Annotated in this window: 19 protein-coding genes; 18 read left to right on the plus strand and 1 reads right to left on the minus strand. The window is 39.3% G+C overall.

All coding sequences use genetic code 11. The features are described from left to right. Nucleotides 1–12 precede the first annotated feature (12 nt). From B3E00_RS13825 to B3E00_RS13885, 13 genes are all read left to right on the plus strand, one after another. Nucleotides 13–1371 carry a RagB/SusD family nutrient uptake outer membrane protein gene (locus tag B3E00_RS13825; RefSeq protein ID WP_293938898.1) on the plus strand — a complete coding sequence of 453 codons (1359 nt, stop codon included), beginning with the start codon at nucleotides 13–15 and terminating at the stop codon, nucleotides 1369–1371. Nucleotides 1372–1382: 11 nt separating this feature from the next. Continuing rightward, entirely contained in the window at nucleotides 1383–3386 is a 2004-nt protein-coding gene (locus B3E00_RS13830) for a TlpA family protein disulfide reductase (RefSeq protein ID WP_293884834.1), read from the plus strand. 21 nt (nucleotides 3387–3407) lie between these two features. Next, entirely contained in the window at nucleotides 3408–5042 is a 1635-nt protein-coding gene (locus tag B3E00_RS13835; RefSeq protein WP_293884835.1) for a S41 family peptidase, read from the plus strand. A gap of 32 nt (nucleotides 5043–5074) precedes the next feature. Next, entirely contained in the window at nucleotides 5075–6217 is a 1143-nt protein-coding gene (locus tag B3E00_RS13840; protein ID WP_293884836.1) for a TlpA disulfide reductase family protein, read from the plus strand. A gap of 193 nt (nucleotides 6218–6410) precedes the next feature. Beyond that, on the plus strand, nucleotides 6411–6722 hold the full coding sequence (locus B3E00_RS13845) for a hypothetical protein (RefSeq protein ID WP_293884837.1): 312 nt from the start codon (nucleotides 6411–6413) through the stop codon (nucleotides 6720–6722). A 101-nt stretch (nucleotides 6723–6823) separates the two neighbouring features. Further along, on the plus strand, nucleotides 6824–7474 hold the full coding sequence (locus B3E00_RS13850) for a MarR family winged helix-turn-helix transcriptional regulator (protein ID WP_293889571.1): 651 nt from the start codon (nucleotides 6824–6826) through the stop codon (nucleotides 7472–7474). Between the two features lie 643 nt (nucleotides 7475–8117). Further along, the gene (gene uraH, locus B3E00_RS13855; protein ID WP_293884839.1) at nucleotides 8118–8531 is read left to right on the plus strand and encodes a hydroxyisourate hydrolase; all 414 of its coding nucleotides are present in this window, start codon (nucleotides 8118–8120) and stop codon (nucleotides 8529–8531) included. Between the two features lie 72 nt (nucleotides 8532–8603). Then, the gene (locus tag B3E00_RS13860) at nucleotides 8604–9440 is read left to right on the plus strand and encodes a phytoene/squalene synthase family protein (protein WP_293938900.1); all 837 of its coding nucleotides are present in this window, start codon (nucleotides 8604–8606) and stop codon (nucleotides 9438–9440) included. Between the two features lie 53 nt (nucleotides 9441–9493). After that, nucleotides 9494–10021, plus strand: a complete 528-nt coding sequence (idi, locus tag B3E00_RS13865) for an isopentenyl-diphosphate Delta-isomerase (protein WP_293938901.1) — start codon at nucleotides 9494–9496, stop codon at nucleotides 10019–10021. After that, nucleotides 10018–10932 carry a TIGR01777 family oxidoreductase gene (locus B3E00_RS13870; protein ID WP_293938902.1) on the plus strand — a complete coding sequence of 305 codons (915 nt, stop codon included), beginning with the start codon at nucleotides 10018–10020 and terminating at the stop codon, nucleotides 10930–10932. Before idi ends, B3E00_RS13870 begins: the two co-directional genes overlap by 4 nt. An 86-nt stretch (nucleotides 10933–11018) precedes the next feature. Next, nucleotides 11019–11585 carry a Crp/Fnr family transcriptional regulator gene (locus tag B3E00_RS13875; RefSeq protein WP_293938904.1) on the plus strand — a complete coding sequence of 189 codons (567 nt, stop codon included), beginning with the start codon at nucleotides 11019–11021 and terminating at the stop codon, nucleotides 11583–11585. Nucleotides 11586–11670: 85 nt separating this feature from the next. Beyond that, nucleotides 11671–12276, plus strand: coding sequence for a GNAT family N-acetyltransferase (locus tag B3E00_RS13880; RefSeq protein ID WP_293938905.1), 606 nt, complete (start codon nucleotides 11671–11673; stop codon nucleotides 12274–12276). Nucleotides 12277–12520: 244 nt separating this feature from the next. Continuing rightward, nucleotides 12521–13594, plus strand: coding sequence for an ATP-binding protein (locus B3E00_RS13885; RefSeq protein WP_293889528.1), 1074 nt, complete (start codon nucleotides 12521–12523; stop codon nucleotides 13592–13594). Between the two features lie 30 nt (nucleotides 13595–13624). Here B3E00_RS13885 and B3E00_RS13890 read toward each other — a convergent pair whose 3' ends face one another. Further along, nucleotides 13625–15112 carry a PLP-dependent aminotransferase family protein gene (locus tag B3E00_RS13890; RefSeq protein ID WP_293938907.1) on the minus strand — a complete coding sequence of 496 codons (1488 nt, stop codon included), beginning with the start codon at nucleotides 15110–15112 and terminating at the stop codon, nucleotides 13625–13627. A gap of 33 nt (nucleotides 15113–15145) precedes the next feature. Between B3E00_RS13890 and B3E00_RS13895 the strand changes: the two genes are divergently transcribed. The 5 genes from B3E00_RS13895 (at nucleotide 15146) to B3E00_RS13915 (ending at nucleotide 19883) form a co-directional block, all read left to right on the plus strand. Further along, nucleotides 15146–15646: a cupin domain-containing protein gene (locus B3E00_RS13895; RefSeq protein ID WP_293884847.1), complete on the plus strand. Its 501-nt coding sequence runs from the start codon at nucleotides 15146–15148 to the stop codon at nucleotides 15644–15646. Nucleotides 15647–15667: 21 nt separating this feature from the next. Next, nucleotides 15668–16567 (plus strand): dihydrodipicolinate synthase family protein, encoded by a 900-nt coding sequence (locus B3E00_RS13900; RefSeq protein WP_293938909.1) that lies wholly within the window; start codon nucleotides 15668–15670, stop codon nucleotides 16565–16567. Between the two features lie 350 nt (nucleotides 16568–16917). Next, nucleotides 16918–17364 carry a GNAT family N-acetyltransferase gene (locus B3E00_RS13905; protein WP_209578022.1) on the plus strand — a complete coding sequence of 149 codons (447 nt, stop codon included), beginning with the start codon at nucleotides 16918–16920 and terminating at the stop codon, nucleotides 17362–17364. A 636-nt stretch (nucleotides 17365–18000) separates the two neighbouring features. Further along, on the plus strand, nucleotides 18001–18606 hold the full coding sequence (locus tag B3E00_RS13910) for an RNA polymerase sigma factor (RefSeq protein ID WP_293938910.1): 606 nt from the start codon (nucleotides 18001–18003) through the stop codon (nucleotides 18604–18606). A 104-nt stretch (nucleotides 18607–18710) separates the two neighbouring features. Next, nucleotides 18711–19883, plus strand: a complete 1173-nt coding sequence (locus B3E00_RS13915; RefSeq protein ID WP_293938911.1) for a FecR family protein — start codon at nucleotides 18711–18713, stop codon at nucleotides 19881–19883. Nucleotides 19884–20095 lie beyond the last annotated feature (212 nt).

The following is a 20095-nucleotide window of genomic DNA, read 5'->3' on the forward strand; positions in this document are numbered from 1 at the left end:
AAAATAAACAGCATGAAAACCAAATATATTTTTTTTGCATCGATTTTTGCGCTGACAGCCGTTATGCAGGGCTGCCGTAAATATGTGGAAGTTGAACAGTATAACCGTAGGGAATTAAAGTATACTACAGATTATGCTTATCTCTTAAATAATACAACGGTATTTTCGCCTACTTTTAGTACACCGATATTATCTAGTGACGATATCACTTTTGCTAATCTGGCATACCAACAACAACAAATTGAAAGTATCGCGTGGCCTTATATTTGGTCCTCGCAACTTGTGCCGGATAATACAGAAGATCTGAACTGGTCAAGACCTTATAAACAAATTTATACGGCCAATGAAGTCATTGCTGGCGTGATGCAAAGCGAGGATGGTTTAGAGAAGGAGAAGCGTGCACTCTTGGCAGAAGCGAAAATCCAAAGAGCTTATGCTTATTTTGTGTTGGCTAATCTTTATGGAGACATTTATGACCCAAAGACTGCCGGAAATGCATTGGGGGTACCCCTGCTTTTACAACCTGATTTATTTGCTTCGCTAAAGCGAGCATCGCTCGCCCAGGTGTATGCGCAGATACTTCAAGATTTAAACGAAGCATTAGTTGATATTCCGACAACGGCAAGCAATAATAGACATCCGAATAAAGCTGCTGTAGAAGCTTTGTTGGCCATTGTACATCTTCATATGCGTAATTTCGATTTAGCAGCGACGCATGCGGATGTAGCCCTCCAATACAATGCAACACTTTTAGATTTACAACAGTTCGCGACATCGGCATCTGGATACCCCCTTCCGTTCAATCATCCTGAAACCTATTTTTTAAAACAGGTTGGACAAATGATTGATCAACAATTAAATCCCGAGCTTGTTTCTCTTTTTGATACCAAAGATCTTCGACGTACAGTTTATATGCAAGCTGGTACTGGTCAGATGCCAAGTGGCGCATTGCGCTCAAAAAAAATGAGCGTGATGGTCGGTGCTCCTAATGCTGGACCTTCTGTTCCAGAGATGTTACTTATCAAAGCCGAAGTTGAGGCGCGAAAAGGAAATACAGCGACCGCAATGGAATTTGTCAACAAGCTGCGCGCAAAGCGATTCAAGCAACAGGATTTTACACCGTTATCGGCAACCTCAGCAGACCAGGCGTTACAAATCATCGTGGATGAACGCCGACGGGAGTTTTTCGGAACAGGTTTACGCTGGCTGGATATGCGTCGGTTCAATCTTGATGCTAAATTGGCGAAAGAATTTAAAAGACAATTTATAAATCAAGAGTATACACTCAAAATTAATAGTGCTAGCTATGTATATCCGGTAGCAAATAAATATTTACAGCTCAATCCAGAAATAGGTCAAAGACCAATGTAAAATAATATAAGATGAAAAAAGAATTTATTTTTTTAGTGCTGTTGTTTGTTCAGGCTGTGTCATATGCACAGCCTCGATTTGACAGCAGTGTTTTTAAACCAGCCAAACCTAGAACATCTGAACCTGTTCAAGTGCTATACGATGCCAAGGATAAAGATCTTGAATTTAGCGATGCAATAAATGCGGCCTGTTTTCTCTTCGAAGATTTTTCATGGAGGCAAATTAGTCTTCCCATGCAAAAAAATGCAGCAGGGCTATGGACAGTAGTGCTACCTGTCAAACCGACAACGGCTTTTATTGCTGTAAAATTCTATCAGGGCGAATTTGATCATCCCGACGTAATAGATAACAATCAGGATCGAGGCTATGCGGTAGCTTTAAGTGATGCAAAAGGAAAAGCAGTACCGGGAGCCTTTCTTGGAGAGGCTGCCTTCCAACAGCCCACCATAGCAGCAGGTGGAATTTTCACTTATTATGGCAACCAGCCCGCAGCGATGCCTGCAGAATACCTCAAAAGCTTGGCTGATAAAGAGTTTGCCTTGTCCGGAAAGCAATACCTCCGCTATTTTCAGTCTTTTATGAACTTACAAAAATTGGCTTTAGGTGATGCTTTTAATGCTTACGCTAAGAAACTCATTATGACTCAATTGGCACAAAAAGACCTTACGGAGGATGTACTTGGTCAGCTCTATTCTTTTGGTAGCGCAGGTTTACAAGATAAGGAATTAACGCAGTTAATTGAGCAGCGCGTAAATGCTGATTATCCGAAGGGAGCGACAGCGCGATTCATCGCTTATCGTAATACAATGGTCGGCAATCCCACTAACGACGAGGTAATCAATATATATGAAAATTTTTTGAAGGATTTCCCCCTTCAGCAATGGAAACAAAGTCCAAATGGTCAGGGATTTATCTATTATGCGGTTTACCGAGGGTTAGGTTCGGCTTATTTCGATACTAAGCGGCTAGACAAATTTGCTAAGCTTTACGATGATATCGATTTCCGCACAGGAAATGAGTTGATGCGATGGAATATTATGCGTGCTTACATGTTTAAGACAGTAGGAAAAGATAGTCTTTATCAAGTTTCCGAAGCTGTTTTTCCCAAATTGATAGCTCGACGAAAGGACAATTCTTATCAGGTTGACTTTGAAAATCAGGCACAGGCAGATTCCAATGTGGTTAAAAACTTGAATGACCGTCTCTTTACCCATATCTCCTTGTTAAATGATCTCAAAAAATATACAGAAGCACGGAAATACTTTACGCTGCTCTCCGAAGATGCTAAATACAATAATGCCGAACTGAATGAAATTAATCTTCAGGTTTTAGAAGGGCTTGGCGATGATAAGCAAATCCTGCCTTTACTGGAAATGAGCGCGCGATACAATGCAATGACGCCGCGGATGTTTGACAAGCTTAAATCAATTTACTTAAAAGGACACCCCAATGATGAAAGTGGTTATCAAACTTATCTGGCGGGATTAAAATCTGATGAAGAAAAAGCCGCATTGCAAGCCTATGTTGATCATAACTGGGTCAATCACCCGATGCCTAATTTTCGTTTAGAAACCGCTGACGGGCTATTTATTACGCCAGAAGACTGGAAAGACAAAATTGTGGTAGTGGATTTCTGGGCGACTTGGTGTCGACCATGTATCATGGCATTCCCCGGAATGCAGCTTTTAGTCGATAAATATGCACAGGACAAACAGGTTGCGATATATATGCTGGGTACCATGCAGACCGGAAATTATAAAGATAAGTCAGTCAACTATGTTCGTAGTGAAGGTTTCCGTTTCAATCTCTTACACGATTCCGTCAATCCAGTAACTAAAGAACAAGATGTACTATTTAGACAATTGGTTCCATTGTTCGGCGACTCTTCCATTCCACGGAAGATCATTGTTAAAAACGGTCGTGTGCGCTATTGCTCAGGAGGTTATTCGGGAAGTCCGAGTAAATTGATGGATGAACTATCCCTTGCTATTGAAATCCTTAAAAACGAAAAATAGACTATTAAACCAAGATACACTATGAATAGTAAAGCAACAAGCTTACTCGTCGGAATGCTCGGTCTGGGACTGTCTTTACAGGCTCAGATGAATCCAAAATATAAATTTGAGGAGGCACTGAAGCTTATTCAGCAGAATTATGTCGACCAGGTAAATGAAGAACATTTGGTAGATGCCGCGATCAAAGCAATGATTTCGGATTTAGATCCTCATTCACGTTATACGAGTCGTGAGGAAGCCGAGCAAATGCGTGTGGTCATGAGTGGAAGTTTTGCTGGAATTGGCATTCAGTTTCTAAAAAATAATGAACAGACCTTCGTAACAAAAGTTAATCCAGATGGTCCAGCCATGCGTGCAGGAATCCGTGTTGGTGACCAAATCCTCGGCATTGATGGCGATAGCATCGTTGGGGAAAAATGGGGGAACCGTGAGATTATGGAAAAATTGCGTGGGGAAAAAGATGTACCGGTTGTGTTGACAATCGTGTCGCCGGGAAGCACTGACAGCAAAAATATAAGCATAGTACGCGAAAATATACTGGAGAAATCCGTTCGTGAAAGCTATATGGTCGACAAGGAAATTGGCTATATTGCACTTTCAATTTTCAATCAGACCACGCGTCAGGAAATAGACGCTGCTTTAAAGAGCCTCAAAAGCCAGGGAATGAAAAAATTGATCCTGGACCTGCAGAGTAATGGTGGCGGCTATGTGCAATCCGCTATTGGTGTCGCAGATGAATTTTTACCCAAAGAGAAAATTGTTTTTTATTCCGTACCTAACCAAGGCGGAAAAGATTACTACTTCACTGGCGGTTATGGTCAATTTTACGAAGGGGAATTGGTCGTCCTAATTGACGAATCCACAGCTTCAGCCAGTGAAATCGTTACAGGAGCACTTCAGGACTGGGATCGCGCAGTGGTCATCGGTCGGCGCAGTTTTGGAAAAGGCCTCATGCAGAAACCCGTTCCATTGTCTGACGGTTCAGAAATGAATCTAACAGGAGCCCGCTACTATACTCCATCCGGACGGTCAATTCAGAAGCCCTATACCAAAGGAAAGGAAGATTATTTCCAGGATTTTAATCGCCGTATGGCCTCTAAGGAATTATTGGAAGCAGGACATATTTCTTTTCCAGATTCTTTAAAGTACAGCACATTGACTAATAAAAGAACCGTGTATGGCGGCGGAGGCATCATGCCAGACCGATTTGTGCCCATCGACACAAATCTATATAGCACCTGGATGGCACAGTTCATGAACAATGGGATTGTTGCCAAAGGTGGATTTGAATTTGTACAGCAGAATCGTCGCGCGTTACTGAATGCTTATCCAGACTTTACCGCATTTAATTCTCGATTTAATGTGCCTAAAGAAGTGCATAGACAGCTGATTTCAGCAGCACGTAAGCAGTCTATTGCTATACCTCCAGAAGATCATCAAAGTGCCCATGCTGCCATCGACATAGAATTTAAAGCGCAGGTTGCCTCACTACTTTATACCGGTGGGGATTATATGGCGCGCATCAGAAATGAATCGAATAAGAGTTTCCAAGACGCCCTACTTGTCCTTCGTGACGAAAAGCTTTATAAACAATTATTACAAACGGGCATTGTTGGGCAAACCTTAAAAAAAGGTACTGAAAACGTGTCAAAATAAATTTTAAATAGTAGAATAAATACTGAATGAATATGAGAAATATAAAATGGACCCTCGCATTGGCCTGTATATTGCCAGCGATGGGATATGCGCAGCAAAATTATACGCTGCAAGGTACAGTGGGCAAATTAGATAAACCTGCAAAAGCCTATCTTCGTCTGAGCTACGAAGGAAAAGAAAAGATTGATTCTGTTGAAATGAAAAATGGAAAATTTGAATTTAAAGGAACTATTCCGTCACCGATGGAAGCGCATTTACGTATCATTCACGATAATGCCCCTTTCGATCCAGCGAAACCACCAAAGCAAGATATATTGCCTTTTTTGATAGAAGGAACAACAATCAAATTCGCGGCGGCAGATTCTATACGACATGCAAAGATAACTGGATCTCCTTTGAATGCAGAAAATGATCGGGTAAATGCTATGCTAAAGCCGATTTATGACCAGTATCAGGTATTGGAAAATGAATATAAGTCCAAATCGCTTGCAGATCAGCAAGACCCCAAATACATTAAAACATTGGAAGATCGTGCTAATGTGATACAGCAACAGACAATCGATGCAAAGTTGGACTATGTTTCCAAAAATCCAAAAAGCTATATGGCCTTGATGGCATTTAACTCAACATTACCACCCGAGTTTGACGCTGTCAAAGCCGAAAAAATATTTAGCACATTAGATCCGAGCTTACAAAACTCTATTCTTGGGAAAGACCTTGCTAAGCGTATTGCTCTGGTCAAAAAAACGAGCGAAGGAGTAGAAGCACAAGATTTTACACAGCCCGATGTTGATGGTAAACCGGTCAAGTTATCGGACTACCGTGGAAAGTATGTCCTGATTGATTTTTGGGCATCTTGGTGTGCACCTTGCCGTCGTGAAAATCCAAATTTAGTAAAAGCGTATGCGAAATACCAGAAACAAGGCTTTGAAATTCTAGGAGTTTCCATGGATAAAGCCGCGGATAAAGCGAAATGGTTAAAAGCTATTCAAGATGATGGACTGACTTGGAAACAGGTGGGGGATCTTAAGGGATGGGAAAATGAAGCAGGGGCCATGTATGATGTCAAGGCTATTCCCATGAATTTTCTGGTTGATCCAAATGGAAAAATTATTGCTAAATATTTGCGTGGTGAAGAGTTAGATAAAAAACTAGCTGAAATTTTTGCAAAATAGTTTTCATTGATGCTATAAAACAGCATCAGTGCCGACAAATTTTTATCCAGTTGCTAGGGCTGCAACCTCATTGTAGCCCTAGCAACTTCCTGTAAGTGATCACTTCCAAGATCGAATACGGCAATATATTGTCCGGTTTTAAAAAACAATATTCCATTTCAAGCTGTCTATCTATGTAAAATAGATAAAGAAAATGAATTTTGATCTGATTAAATGTGCAGACCTGAAGCAGGCCATACATATACCAAACACAACGACAGACCATAGTGAAGAAACTTGGTTTGTTACATTTGGAGAGGAAATCATAGGTGTCGGACTTTTTCCAATACAAAGCGAACATTGTTCCTTAGCAATTGTTGGAAATAGCTATGATGATAAGCAAATACTGGGTGATATTGACGCACACGATCCAGTAATTATTGAGGGCTTGAATATCGCATATGAAGGCTATTTAAGATCTATTGTTGGCGACATCGTTATAGGTGAAAAGCGAGTGGAAGATTAAACGAGCACGCCAATTTGCTGATGGTTACAATAGCTGCACGTACCTTTTAATTTTTTTTTCGCAATAAAAATTCTTTCATTTGTAAAGAAGAGAAAGTCGTGATGATAAGAAAAGATCTTTTGATCGAAATAGCTGAAGAGCTTGAAGATTACTGCACCAATGAATCAGCAAATGGCACACTTGATGATTTCCTAAAATACATGTATCTCAAAAATTCAATTGGGATGACTCAAACACGGAAAGTAGGGGGAGACCATGCAGTGGTAGAAGATAGGGACGTTCCAGCAGAAGATTTAGGAAAACTTCTTTTGATGATGAACCGTTATGCCAAACATTATATTAAATTGGCATTCGAAGGAACTCATCTACAGTCTCCAGAAGACTTTACCTTCTTAATGGTGCTATTTTCTTATGACAAACTTCTGCAAACAGAACTGATTCGAAAAAATGCAGTCGAAAAGGCCTCCGGTACTGAAGTGATTCGGAGATTAATGCGTCTTGGTTTAATTGAAGAGGCACCCAAAGTCTCTGATAAAAGAGCTAAACCAATATGTATTTCCAATGCTGGGCGTGCCGAATTATTTAAGGTGCTGCCTAAAATGAAAATTGTAGGTAATATATTAGTTGGAAATCTTTCCAATAAAGAACGTGATTTATTGATCATATTGCTTGCAAAGCTTGATCATCATCATCATACCCTGATTGAAAAGAAAGACGTGAACGACCTCGAACAATATTTAAAAAAAGATTAGGCTAAGCCTAATCTTTTTTTATTTGAAAAAGCATTCTTTAGCTTAATCTTCGTGCAATGTGTTATCTTTGCGCAATGTGTTGATTATTAAATACCTATTGATTGTGCTCAACCGTCTTTTTATACCGATGTATTAGCTAAATTAATTATCTTCAATTATTTCACTGCTATTTTTTTTTTCTATTTTAGTATTTTTTAATACTAAAATAGAGTTTAAATGAACTATATTTGGTGGAAGATTTTAAATAATTTTTTTATGGTTACTAAAAAAATGGTGGTAAAATTCAATGAAGCTTATACCATTTCTAAGTAGCATCAGTGGCTTTATATTTAGAGCATGACAATAAATAGGAAAATTAGGATTACAAGATATCGGGTTTAGCGTCATCTCTTGTTTTTAGTTTGTTTTTAAACTTAAAATAAGGTATTCTAAATTTATTTAAACAATAATAGTATATTTATAATCTATTTAGGTTGAACTGAGCATCCCGATAGCGGATGATGCCCTTCACTACAGGCTGTAAATCGAGTGGAGTAAGAAAAGGAGTATTGGACATTAATTATGAGGGAGTAAGAATTGATCAAACCTTATTTTAGGTAAATAAGTTAAGTAATGAAAGAAAAGAGATATTAAATAAATAGATATGAATATAAACAAATATTTTATCATCCTGTTTTGTATGTTGTTTGGATTTACAGCGTATTGCCAGAATAATAAATATCAATTGTCGAGTCACATTTTGGATATTTCCAAAGGAAGTCCCGCACCAAATGTCAAAGTTGATTTGGAAAGACTAATGCCAAATAAGGAATGGATTACTCTAGCCAGTGAAAAAACGGATAGTAACGGTCGTATTGGTAATTTTTTAGTAGTTGGAAAGAGTGATAATAAAGGGATATATAAACTTAAATTCTATACAGAAAATTATTTTGTCAGTCAAAACCTCGAAACCTTTTATCCTTTTATTGAAGTCATTTTTGAGATAAAAGACGATAAACACTACCATGTTCCAATCACGGTAAGTCCATTTGGATATTCCACATACAGAGGTAGCTAGGTGAAATGAAAGCGGCTTATTGATCTTGTATTACTCAATCGAGCGTCTAGTCAGATCATAAATTATTGGACCATGAAGAAACTATTTGATGAACTCGCTTATGAAGTAAGCAAAAGAACTACCGAAAAATATAGTACCAGCTTTTCACTCGGTATCTTGGCACTAAAACCCTGCATTCGTAATAGTATTTATGCAATCTACGGCTATGTGAGGCTTGCAGATGAAATTGTAGATAGTTTTCACGGTTATGATAAGAAGCGCCTTTTGGGACGCTTATATTTAGATACAAACTGTGCTTTAGAAGAGAAAATTTCCTTGAATCCCATATTACAATCCTTTCAGGAAACAGTACATAGGTATGCAGTAGATACTGAGCTGATTCGTCAATTTCTTCACAGTATGGAGATGGATCTGACTAAGATCGATTACAATGACGAACGTTATAGGGAATATATCTATGGCTCGGCAGAAGCTGTGGGACTCATGTGTTTGCAAGTTTTTACCGAGGGAGACAGAGCGCAGTATGAAGAACTGAAACCCTACGCCATGAAACTCGGATCTGCATTTCAGAAAATAAACTTTTTACGTGATCTCAAACAGGACTATCATATTCTTGGAAGGACGTATTTTCCTAACTTGGATATGACAGTTTTTAATAACGCAATCAAAAGTCAGATTGAGCATGAAATTCACAATGAATTAAAGGAAGCGCTTTTGGGAATAAAAAAACTGCCCGCATCTGCAAAGTTTGGGGTTTATTTAGCTTACAAATATTATCTATCACTTTTTGCCAAGATTCGTAGAAAATCTTCAAAAGAAATTTTAGAAAATCGGATTCGGATACCGAATCTTCAAAAGGCCTTGGTTGCGGTCAAGAGTTATGTACGGTACAAAATAGCGTATTTATAAATTGAAATATGAATTTAGAGGCGGATATTCCTTGTCTCTTAAATTACAAAACTATGGATAGAAATCATGTTGTCCTTGTAGATAAAAATGATCAACAAATCGGTCAGATGGATAAGCTTGCTGCTCATAAGGAAGGGCTATTGCATCGGGCTTTTTCAATATTTATTTTTAACAGTAGCGGAGAGCTACTGCTGCAGCAACGGGCGTTGGATAAATATCATGGTGGGGGGCTTTGGACAAACACATGTTGCTCGCATCCGCAGGTTGGGGAGGACGTTTTAGATAGTGCTCAAGAGCGGCTTTTTTTTGAAATGGGCATCACTTGCGAATTAAGTTTCTCTTTCGCCTTTATCTATCATGCTAAAGTCGAAAATAATTTGATTGAACATGAGTATGACCATGTATTCATAGGATGTATCGATACTGATCCAATACTCAATCCAGCAGAGGCCGCTGATTTTAAATGGTGTTCGGTTGATCAAATTTTGACGGATATTTCTGCTCATCCGACACGTTATACCTATTGGTTCAAAGCCGCGCTTCCTCAGGTAATACAGAGGCTAAAACAAGCTAGTATATGAAGAAGATCTTAATCGCAGGAGGGACTGGTTTTGTAGGTGGTTATCTCGTTTCCCACCTCACACAGCTTGGTTATGAGGTACACGTCTTAACACGTAAGGCTCTAGCGGAATCTGAGCAGAGCGGAACAAAGTTTTTTGAGTGGGATTTAGAAAAGAGCTACATCGATATAAAGGCTTTTGAGGGAGTAGATACCATCATTAATTTGACTGGTGAAAATATAAGCGCCGGACGATGGACAACTAAACGCCGTTTGGACCTGATCGAAAGCCGGGTGTTGTCACTGAATTTACTTTACAAATACATCGAACATCATGCTATTGCGATTGATAAAATCATTTCATCATCGGCAGTTGGGTATTATGGTGCATGTACAACCGATACCCTATTTTCGGAAGATGCTAATAGCGGCAGTGATTTTCTGGCCCACATCTGTAAATTATGGGAGAAGGCTGCTCGGCAGTTTGAAAGCTTGGGCGTCAAAACTGTTATATTGCGAAAAGGTATTGTCTTGGGTAAAGAGGGAGGTATGTATGCTAAGCTTGCGCCGTTGGCAAGACTTGGTATCAATGTGTCAGTAGGCAATGGGAAGCAATACCTCCCTTGGATCGACATTCGTGATTTGGGGCGTATCTACGAGTTTATAATCCATCAAGAGGATGCCCGAGGTGTTTATAATGCTGTTGCTCCTCAACATATTACTATGAATGATTTTTCTTACGTATTGCTGAGATCGTTTGCTAAAACAAGCCTTTTGCCTAATGTCCCTGGATTTATGTTAAAACTATTATATGGCGATATGGCTGTCATGCTGCTGCAAGGTTCGCGCGTCAGTGACGAGAAAATTAGGCGTATGGGTTTTAAATTTATTTATGACACCATAGAACGGTCGCTGCTGCGTGATGGTAAATGATCGATAATTATATAAGCTGACTTTAGAACTTTTTCGTTTTATTTGCTTCATATGTGGTTACTCGTCCATATTATTTATATATACATATGATGCTTTACAATAACTATGCAACCTCCGTACTGAAAGATCTGAAGACCGCGATAGATGATCAGATCGCTGATTTTGTTGAGCTGGTCAAATTTCCAAAGAACACCTTATTGTTATCACCCGGACAGCGCAATTTGTATTATTATGTGGTGGAGACAGGAATCTTAGTGAACTATTATATAAGAGATACGGAAGAAGTTGTTACAAGCTTCACCTTTCCTGGAGATATCGTAGCTGATTTTAGAACAGCCGTATTCAAAATCAAAAGTACCGACTATATTAAGGCTCTTAGCCCAGTGACGGTTTATCGTATTTCTGTAGCTGATTTTGATAAGTTGAAAAAAGACAATACAATTTTATTGGAGTTGGAGAGAAAGCTAATTATTGCCTACGCTCTTCTTTTAGATGAACGTTTGCGATTTATTCAGCATACAACGGCTTTGGAGCGATATCAATTTTTGATGGATCATTATCCACAATTAATTGCCACCGTGAGTATCCGATATATAGCATCTTATATCGGAGTTAAAGTGGAAACATTGAGCAGGATTCGAGGCAAAATTTAGACGCGAATTATAGAGTACCGCTGTCTACTGATTTTATTGACAATTGTCATGTTTATTGGTGGTTTAATTTCAGTTTTTTGTATTTATGAAAAATAAGAAAGCAAATAAGACAGATGCTGCGCGCGTGGTAGAGGTTATATGTAGTTCATTTGTAAACGATCCTTGCTTTAGGTGGATGATTGGAAAAAGAAACTTCGAAAAAAAGATTTATTTTCTGGCAAATTATATAGTTGAAGAAACATTCACTAACGGTGAAATATTTATTGATCCGACTAGAAATGCTGTAGCACTGTGGCAATCTCAAAACAAAACGCGTGTAACAGCTGCACAAATAGTTAGAAACTTAAAGTTCTTACTCTACATGGGACCTTCGACAGTTTTTCGATCACTTAAACTGCTAAAACTTAAGGATGCGCATATAGATAATCAAAAGCCATATCTATATTTGGCATGTATCGGTGTAATGCCTTCGGGGCAGGGGAAAGGATTGGCTAAAGGATTATTAGATCCTGTTTTGACTGAGGCCGAAAATTCTGGAAGAGATGTATATCTGGAAACTGCTAATCCATTGAATGTAAAAATTTATAGGAAAAAAGGTTTTGAGATTATTGACGAAGTGGCGTTATCAGATATCAGAATGACGTTTATGGTAAGGCGCAGTTCAACTATCCATAAGACCGAGAGTGTCTAAAAATTGGTAAAGGGCTGAAAAACTCATTGAAATCTCCATATAGCTCTGTATGGACAACCAGTAAAAATAGCAGCTATTGGAAAAATGAAAAAGTAAATTTTCCTAGCCTGCTTCTGAATAAAATGTTGTTCACTAAATGCTGTTGAGACGTTTAAATGGACTTTTATCAGCTTTTGTATAGGTGGGTAAGTCAAAACAATATTTATTTTAGCTTGTTTTTATGGGTAAAATATAATGTGCTTCTATGAATAAAGACAATAAAATTAACGACTTAACTCAACTCAACGAAGACCTGGAAAATTATTTTAGCAATACCATCATCCCACAATTATTTGTGGATGCGGACTTAATTTTAAGGAAGTTTACTCCGCCAGCGATGAAGCAGTTTGATCTTAAGCCAGAGTTTATAGGAATGTCCCTTGAAAACATAAGGGGAAATTTTCGGTTTCCGACTTTTATCAATAATATAAACACTGTTATGGCAACCGGTAAAATCCTGGAGAAAGAGATACAGACAACAGATTTAAGGTGGTATCAGATGAATATACTCCCTTATCATGTTCGTAAAGAGAACCGGACAAACGGTGTGATTATAACATTTGTCGATATTACTCCGAGGGTGAGAGATCTTAAGGAACAAGAACGGCTCGTTTTGGAACATGAGTTGCTGCTAGATACGATTGCCCATGATATCAAAAATCCATTATTGGTACTCAATCTTACATTTGGGTTGATGAAGGAAGTAAAGGATAGAAATTCCGAGAAATTCTTGCCTTTAATGCAAAATCATGAAAAAAGCTTGATAGAAATAAAAAAGATAATTCACGATCTTACCGAAAGTCGGTGGGAGAAGCAAAAGTATCAGGCATCATCTGAATTGGTAGATCTTCCTAATATTTTGGAGGACGTACGTTTGAGTTTAGCACAGCAGCTTATAGAGACCGATGCGATTATTCATCAGGATTTAGCGGTTTCGGAATTTTATTTTGTACGACGTAAGCTGCGCAGCGTGCTCTATAATTTGATCAATAATGCGGTGAAATATACCCCAGAGACACGCCCTCCGGAAATTCTCGTGAGATCATTCATAGCGGGTGACTATATCGTTGTATCTGTTAAGGATAATGGGATCGGTATGGGAGCTAAGGATAAGGAAACAATTTTTGAGAAATTTACGCGGGCTACCAAATTGGTTGATGGATCCGGAGTGGGCCTCTACCTGGTAAATACTATTGTCAAACAGGCGGGTGGCAAGATAGACTTAATCAGTGAACCTGGACAAGGGACTGAAATAAAGATCTTTTTAAAGCAAAGTTAGTTTAAATTGTTTACAATTGAGACTATCTGCCTATAGCACCTTCGACAATGCGATAATTCCTTCTTCTAATTCTTTTTCCGATAGAGATCCATAACCTAACCGGATGCCTTTTACCCGTTTATCGAAGCTATAGGTATTTGGTAGAATGATTTGAATTCCTACGCTGTCTAATTTTCCTGCGACATACGACCAATCGACGGCCTTATGGGGCACTATCCAAAATGCTAAACCACCTTCGGGGAAAGTAAATGTCGCTTTGTCGGCGAAATGTTTGTTTAACAGCCCCGCCATAAAATCCCTCTTGGATTTGTAATAATGGCTTGCCTTTTTGATATGACGTTTAATCGTACCATCTTTAATAAGTTGTAACACTGCCTGCTCCATAATACCGTCTCCCTGCACATCAATTATTTTTCGCAGGCTGCCCGCATTTTTAATTAAGTCACCGTTATTGCTTACCAGATAGCCAATACGCAATGCGGGCGCTACTACCTTGCTTAGCGTACCGATATATACATAGTTTTTTAGTTCTGTAAAACTTGACAAAGGCAACAGCGGACGGTATCCGAAATGAAACTCATTATCATAATCATCTTCAATAATAGTAAAACCATAGGTGTTGGAAAGCTGTATTAATTCCAATCTTCTCTTTAAACTCAGGGTTGCCGTCGTCGGGTATTGATGGTGCGGGGTTACGTAAATAGCCTTTATTTTTTTATAAGTTTTCAGATAGTGACTGACCTCTTCTATCATTAAGCCGTTGTGATCTACATTAACCGGCAGCAGCGTGGCCCCTGCATGTTCAAATGCTTCCCATGCGGGTTTGTAACCAGGATTTTCTATCATCACATAGTCGCCTTTGGTAAAAAGACATTGTGAAGTGAGGTACATCGCCATTTGACTTCCCCTTGTGATGCAGATATGATGTTCGTTTACCCGCATTCCCCTTTGATGATTGAGCATTTGAACAATTGTTTTACGAAATTCAAAATCTCCAAATTCATTGCCATAGCCCATCATCTGCCACTTGGCTTTTTGATTGAAAATTTGACGATAAGCGCGAGCCAGCTCACCAATAGGAGCAATTTTAGTATCTGGATGCCCATCATCAAACCGCAGATGATAATGCTGGTTTGCAGTACGCTGTATAGTCGCGGTTAATTCATCACTACTGTGTACATCTTTAAAATTAGGCAATGTATCAGCAACAAATGTCCCTTGTCGTTCCTTAGAAACCAGCCAGCCTTCAATCAGCAGTACACTTAGCGCTTCTACAACCGTATTTCTATTGACTTTTAATAGTTGTGCCAAGTTTCTGCTTCCGGGTAAAGCATCCCCAGGATTTAGTCGTCCCGAATGGATATCTTTTATTAAAGCATCGGCAATTTGTAGATAAATGGCCTTATCCAATTTCTCATCTAATTGTATTTCAAACTTCCAATCGCGTAACATCTGGACTATCAATTTTTGTAAAAACTGCATCATTAATACAGTCCAAAGATACAATACTTTTGTCATGCAATAGTGCAAAAAACAAATCATATTTCAGTAATGGCAAAATTAGAAACAGCTACAGAAGTAAAGAAATCTATTCATGACGAGCAAAAACAATTCAGTTCAAAAGATTTTCATCAAACATTTGCCCGGCCAACCTATGTAAAGCCTTCGCATGTTATCCACAAAAATGTAGAGAACGCTGGGGTACATCATCAATTTTCGGAGGAGAGAAAACATCCGGTATTCTTTGTGGATCTGCCAAGTAAAAATGTAAGTATGACTATCGGTGGATTATTGCCTGGACAGAAAACGCATCTACATCGCCATACCTATGAGACCGTTTTGTATGTGCTCGAAGGTAAGGGGTGGACAAAAGTTGAAGATGAAATTGTGGAATGGGAAGCAGGTGATGCTGTTTACATTCCATCGTGGGCGTGGCATCAGCACCAAAATCTGAACGATAGCCAACCAGCAAAGTATATTGCCTGCGAAAATGCCCCACAACTTCAAAACCTTGGAGTAGCACTCCGTGAAGAAGAAGGAAGAGATTTTTAACTTTAAAATGAAATTTACATAATGAGCACAGTACCATTTAAAGGTGTGATTGCCTATCCCATTACACCCTTTGACAGCAACGAGCACATCGATATTCCCTTGTTCAAAAAGCAGGTAGAGCGATTAGTGACAGCTGGTGTACACGGTATTGCTCCCTTGGGGAGTACTGGCGTGATGCCTTATCTGAATGATGGTGAAAAAGAAGCCATTACCGAAGCGACGATGCAACAGGTGGCAGGCAGATTGCCTACACTGGTAGGGGTTTCAAACCTTACAACAGAGCGAACCGTTTATCATGCAAAGTTTGCCGAAAAAGCAGGAGCAACAGCCGTAATGATTATTCCAATGAGCTATTGGAAACTTACCGATGACGAAATTGTAAACCACTACGACAAAGTAGCGTCCAAAATTTCTATCCCTATTATGGCATATAACAATCCGGCTACGGGTGGCGTGGATATGTCGCCTACATTGTTGAAACGTTTACTGGACATTCCAAACGTCACGATGATTAAGGAAAGCACTGGAGATATTCAGCGAATGTACTATTTGAGAATGGTATTAGGCGAAGAAGTAGCTTTTTTCAATGGTTCGAATCCGCTGGCTTTGGCCGCTTTTTCTGCAGGTGCACGAGGTTGGTGTACCGCTGCGCCTAATCTGATACCTGAACTCAACATAGCACTTTATGACGCCATTGAGAAAAATCATCTGGACCGGGCGAGAACAGTTTTCTACCAGCAGATTGAGCTGCTGAAATTTATTGTCGCCAAAGGTTTACCACGTTCCATAAAGGCAGGTCTGGATTTGCTCGAAGTAGGTGGAGGTGGTTTTAAAAGCCCTATTCAGTCCCTCAACGAAATGGAAATAGCAGAACTGGCTGACATACTTTCAGCTATGGAAAACGAAGTTTATCAAAGTTAAATCATACCGGTGTACAGCCTGTTCTTCATTGTTACCGGATAATGCAAATGTATGACATCAACTTTGGAGTTTCGATCACAGATTGGAAGTCTTTTAAAAGCCCGGGAACCAACCAGAGCTTCTGGGCTTTACAGGTTCAGATGTGATTTCAAATAAAGTACAATGACGTCAAAACAGACGGGTAATTCATGTAAAGCTCGGTATAGGCCATTCAATACGATTAAGGTGAATGTAAAATCGAAAGCAGTAACCAAATCTTATGTACTGGCATACCCGTTTTTTGATAAACTGTACCACTAAGCTCATCTTATTATCATCTATTTTAGCATAATCAACAACACTCATAAAAAATGGAGTTTAACATTAAAAAAGTAGGTCTCAACGAATTAGACGAAACCGCAGAATTATTTAACCTTTACCGGATTTTTTACCGTCAGAATGACGACTACCAGCAGTGTAGACAGTTTGTAAGGGAACGAATGATTCACGATCAATCCACTATTTTTGTGGTATATGCAAATGGTAAAGCTGTTGGTTTTGTACAGCTTTACAAACTGTACCATTACATTAAACTTGCAAAGCAATATCTGTTAAGTGATTTGTTCGTACATCCTGATTATCGAGGGCATGGCTTATCTGTGGCATTGATAAACCAAGCAAAACAGTGGTGTGGCGAAACAGAAGCTTGCGGATTGATGCTTGAAACGGAAAAAACAAACGACATAGGGAATAAGCTATATCCACGTTGTGGTTTCGAATATGATGGCAATCACAACTATTACTATTGGTGGAAGTAGAAAAAATACAACAGCAGTACATACTAGTATTAATGGGTTGGAAATGAGGGTTTTTGTTGTAAAACAGTTCGCTCAATTACCGTTAAATTTCAGCCAAAAGTTCCACTTTTAGAAAAGGCTAAAAAGGAGTAGAATGCAGTAGCTTTCTACTCCTTTCTTTGTTATTAAGGCTGTTCGTGTTCGATGTGATCCTGCTTGCTATCCGGAAAAATCTACTGTTTAGCTCCTATTTCAAATTGTATAACAGGATTCCCTATTTCATTCCAAAGGATTCGGAATTAAGTGATGAGCGTGATTCGCACTATTGTTCAGAAAATTAGTTTTCGGATCAGCAACCAAAAATGTAGTTAACGAATAACACGGTTGCTGGGAAAAAAAGAATAATATAGGCAAAACCGTTTTAGTTTTTAGTACATTTGCATATAACCATCTTAGATAGTCCTTATGCAAGTTAAACGATAAAGGGGGAACGGCAATATGATGAAATATTCGTGCTTCACGCAGTTATCTTGTATGGCGCTCACTAATTTATGAGCCTTACTAGTTTATACCATAACTTTTAAGATTGGAAATAGATAACCAAATACAATAAACGTTTAGCAATATTTGCTATCGATGAAAGGGTAAAACGTGACCATGGATACACAAAAATACGACTACGCTGAAGAGAAGTCTGTCTTGATCTCCCTTCGTTCCGGCTGCCAGCGTGCTTTCCGGCAGGTCTACAGTATGTATAGTGGGCGTATTTATCTCAACATCCGTAAGATGGTCAAGTCCGAAGAAGACGCAGTCGAACTGTTACAGGAAGTATTTATTAAAGTATGGGATAAGCGGGAGTTGATTGATCCCGAGCAGCCTTTTCGATCTTATCTATTCCAGATCGCTAAATATACTGTCTATAATTTTATCCGACGAAATAACCTCGAAAAACAAGTTCAGGCCTATCTCAGCCATCACAATACAGCCTTATACAGTCACGTCGAAGAGGAACTCTATGAAAAGCAGTATGAAGAATGGCTGTCACAGACCATTGACCAGCTGCCGCCGCAACGCAAACTGATCTACAAGCTTTGTAAAATTGAGGGCAAAACCTACGCCGAAGTAAGCGACTTATTGAGTATATCGACTTCTACAATTAACGACCATATCGTAAAAGCTACGAAATATATAAAAGAGAAACATGGGATCCTGGATAAATCCACATTGCTCATTATTTCATTTTTACTTCTCCAACAGCATTAACGCATAAAATTTTCATTGCACAGAAAAAAAGTAAAATAAATTTGCTGGCAGAGCAGATGATCTGTACCGCCGAAGTGTATTAGCTGAAAAGAGGGTAACCAATTGTGGAAAAGAAAACACTTCAATATACGCTAAGGCAGTATATACAGGGGAAACTTAGCGAAGAAAATTCACGTGCGTTTTTGTGCTATGTAAAATCAGGCAAGGATAAAATATTACTTCAAGAACTCATTCAGGAGGTTTTGGAAGATCCCATCGATCAACATCTGTTGGATGATCCAACCTTATTGGCTGTACTGGATAATACCTGGGACCAATTGCATCTTCAGATCAATAAACCGAAAACAAGATCGCTGTGGGATTGGAAACGTATCGGCGCAATCGCAGCGGCTATTATTGGACTATTTTTTATTGGTCGCTGGTTTCTTACCGTTGAACATAAAAGCGTAGCTCCGCAAGCTGCACAAAATGTAATATCGCCGGGAAAACAATCCGCCACCTTAACGCTGGCCAACGGCAAGCAGATTCGTCTACATGAAGCACAGAATGGTCGGCTTTTGGAACAATCGGGCATAAGAATCTCTAAAACAACGGATGGCCAACTGATTTACGAGGTCAGCGGTAAGACGCAAGGCGATAGCGAACATAATACCTTATCGACAACCAAAGGAGAAACCTATCGGATTAAACTACCTGATGGTACACAGGTATGGCTCAATGCGGCCTCTTCGCTCAGCTATCCCGTTAGTTTTGCTAATCAGAAAGACAGAACTGTCACACTGACCGGAGAAGCTTATTTTGAGGTAGCGAAGGATGCCAAACAGCCTTTTATTGTTCAGGCAGCAGACCAGCAGGTCAAAGTGCTCGGTACTCATTTCAATGTAAACAGTTATGCCGACGAATCGGCGGTACAGACTACTCTTCTTGAGGGTCGTGTGCAGGTCAGTTCCCATAATCAAAAATTGCTATTAGCGCCGGGAGAGCAGTCGAGCCTTACAGCGCATGGGGTGCTAAAATCCCATCCAATAGATACAGCTCCGGTTATTGCCTGGACAAACAACGAATTTATGTTTGACGAAGATGATATCGAAAGCGTGATGCGCAAGGTTGCACGCTGGTATAATGTCGAGGTCATCTATCAGGGTAAAAAAACAACCGAGAAATTTGGTGGCGGAATATCGCGTTTTGATGATGTTCAAAAAGTCTTAAGCCTGCTCGAAAAAACGGGTGCCGTACATTTCAGAATAGACGGAAAAAAAATACATGTACTTCCGTAATGATCCTGTAAATAATTAATTACACAATAACCTAAATAAACGAACCGATGAACAAAAAACGACAAAACGAATAGCCACAAAGGTGGGGGTATAAAAAAGCAACCAAGATCCTGAAGGGACTCGGTTGCCGTTAGGGACAATTAAATTTAACTATCCAATCTGCAGTATGTTTCTGTTTTGGACGACTCGAATACACTGCAAATAAACCTTAC

Origin of the sequence: Sphingobacterium sp. UBA5996, assembly GCF_002429765.1 — a bacterium.
In the GTDB taxonomy this organism is placed as follows: Bacteria; Bacteroidota; Bacteroidia; order Sphingobacteriales; family Sphingobacteriaceae; genus Sphingobacterium.

What these genes read in the sequence shown, in the direction of transcription:
- B3E00_RS13825 (WP_293938898.1), top strand. Translation starts at nt 13, where the DNA reads ATGAAAACCAAATATATTTTTTTTGCATCGATTTTTGCGCTGACAGCC.
- B3E00_RS13830 (WP_293884834.1), top strand. Translation starts at nt 1,383, where the DNA reads ATGAAAAAAGAATTTATTTTTTTAGTGCTGTTGTTTGTTCAGGCTGTG.
- B3E00_RS13835 (WP_293884835.1), top strand. Translation starts at nt 3,408, where the DNA reads ATGAATAGTAAAGCAACAAGCTTACTCGTCGGAATGCTCGGTCTGGGA.
- B3E00_RS13840 (WP_293884836.1), top strand. Translation starts at nt 5,075, where the DNA reads ATGAGAAATATAAAATGGACCCTCGCATTGGCCTGTATATTGCCAGCG.
- B3E00_RS13845 (WP_293884837.1), top strand. Translation starts at nt 6,411, where the DNA reads ATGAATTTTGATCTGATTAAATGTGCAGACCTGAAGCAGGCCATACAT.
- B3E00_RS13850 (WP_293889571.1), top strand. Translation starts at nt 6,824, where the DNA reads ATGATAAGAAAAGATCTTTTGATCGAAATAGCTGAAGAGCTTGAAGAT.
- uraH (WP_293884839.1), top strand. Translation starts at nt 8,118, where the DNA reads ATGAATATAAACAAATATTTTATCATCCTGTTTTGTATGTTGTTTGGA.
- B3E00_RS13860 (WP_293938900.1), top strand. Translation starts at nt 8,604, where the DNA reads ATGAAGAAACTATTTGATGAACTCGCTTATGAAGTAAGCAAAAGAACT.
- idi (WP_293938901.1), top strand. Translation starts at nt 9,494, where the DNA reads ATGGATAGAAATCATGTTGTCCTTGTAGATAAAAATGATCAACAAATC.
- B3E00_RS13870 (WP_293938902.1), top strand. Translation starts at nt 10,018, where the DNA reads ATGAAGAAGATCTTAATCGCAGGAGGGACTGGTTTTGTAGGTGGTTAT.
- B3E00_RS13875 (WP_293938904.1), top strand. Translation starts at nt 11,019, where the DNA reads ATGATGCTTTACAATAACTATGCAACCTCCGTACTGAAAGATCTGAAG.
- B3E00_RS13880 (WP_293938905.1), top strand. Translation starts at nt 11,671, where the DNA reads ATGAAAAATAAGAAAGCAAATAAGACAGATGCTGCGCGCGTGGTAGAG.
- B3E00_RS13885 (WP_293889528.1), top strand. Translation starts at nt 12,521, where the DNA reads ATGAATAAAGACAATAAAATTAACGACTTAACTCAACTCAACGAAGAC.
- B3E00_RS13890 (WP_293938907.1), bottom strand. Translation starts at nt 15,112, where the DNA reads ATGACAAAAGTATTGTATCTTTGGACTGTATTAATGATGCAGTTTTTA.
- B3E00_RS13895 (WP_293884847.1), top strand. Translation starts at nt 15,146, where the DNA reads ATGGCAAAATTAGAAACAGCTACAGAAGTAAAGAAATCTATTCATGAC.
- B3E00_RS13900 (WP_293938909.1), top strand. Translation starts at nt 15,668, where the DNA reads ATGAGCACAGTACCATTTAAAGGTGTGATTGCCTATCCCATTACACCC.
- B3E00_RS13905 (WP_209578022.1), top strand. Translation starts at nt 16,918, where the DNA reads ATGGAGTTTAACATTAAAAAAGTAGGTCTCAACGAATTAGACGAAACC.
- B3E00_RS13910 (WP_293938910.1), top strand. Translation starts at nt 18,001, where the DNA reads ATGGATACACAAAAATACGACTACGCTGAAGAGAAGTCTGTCTTGATC.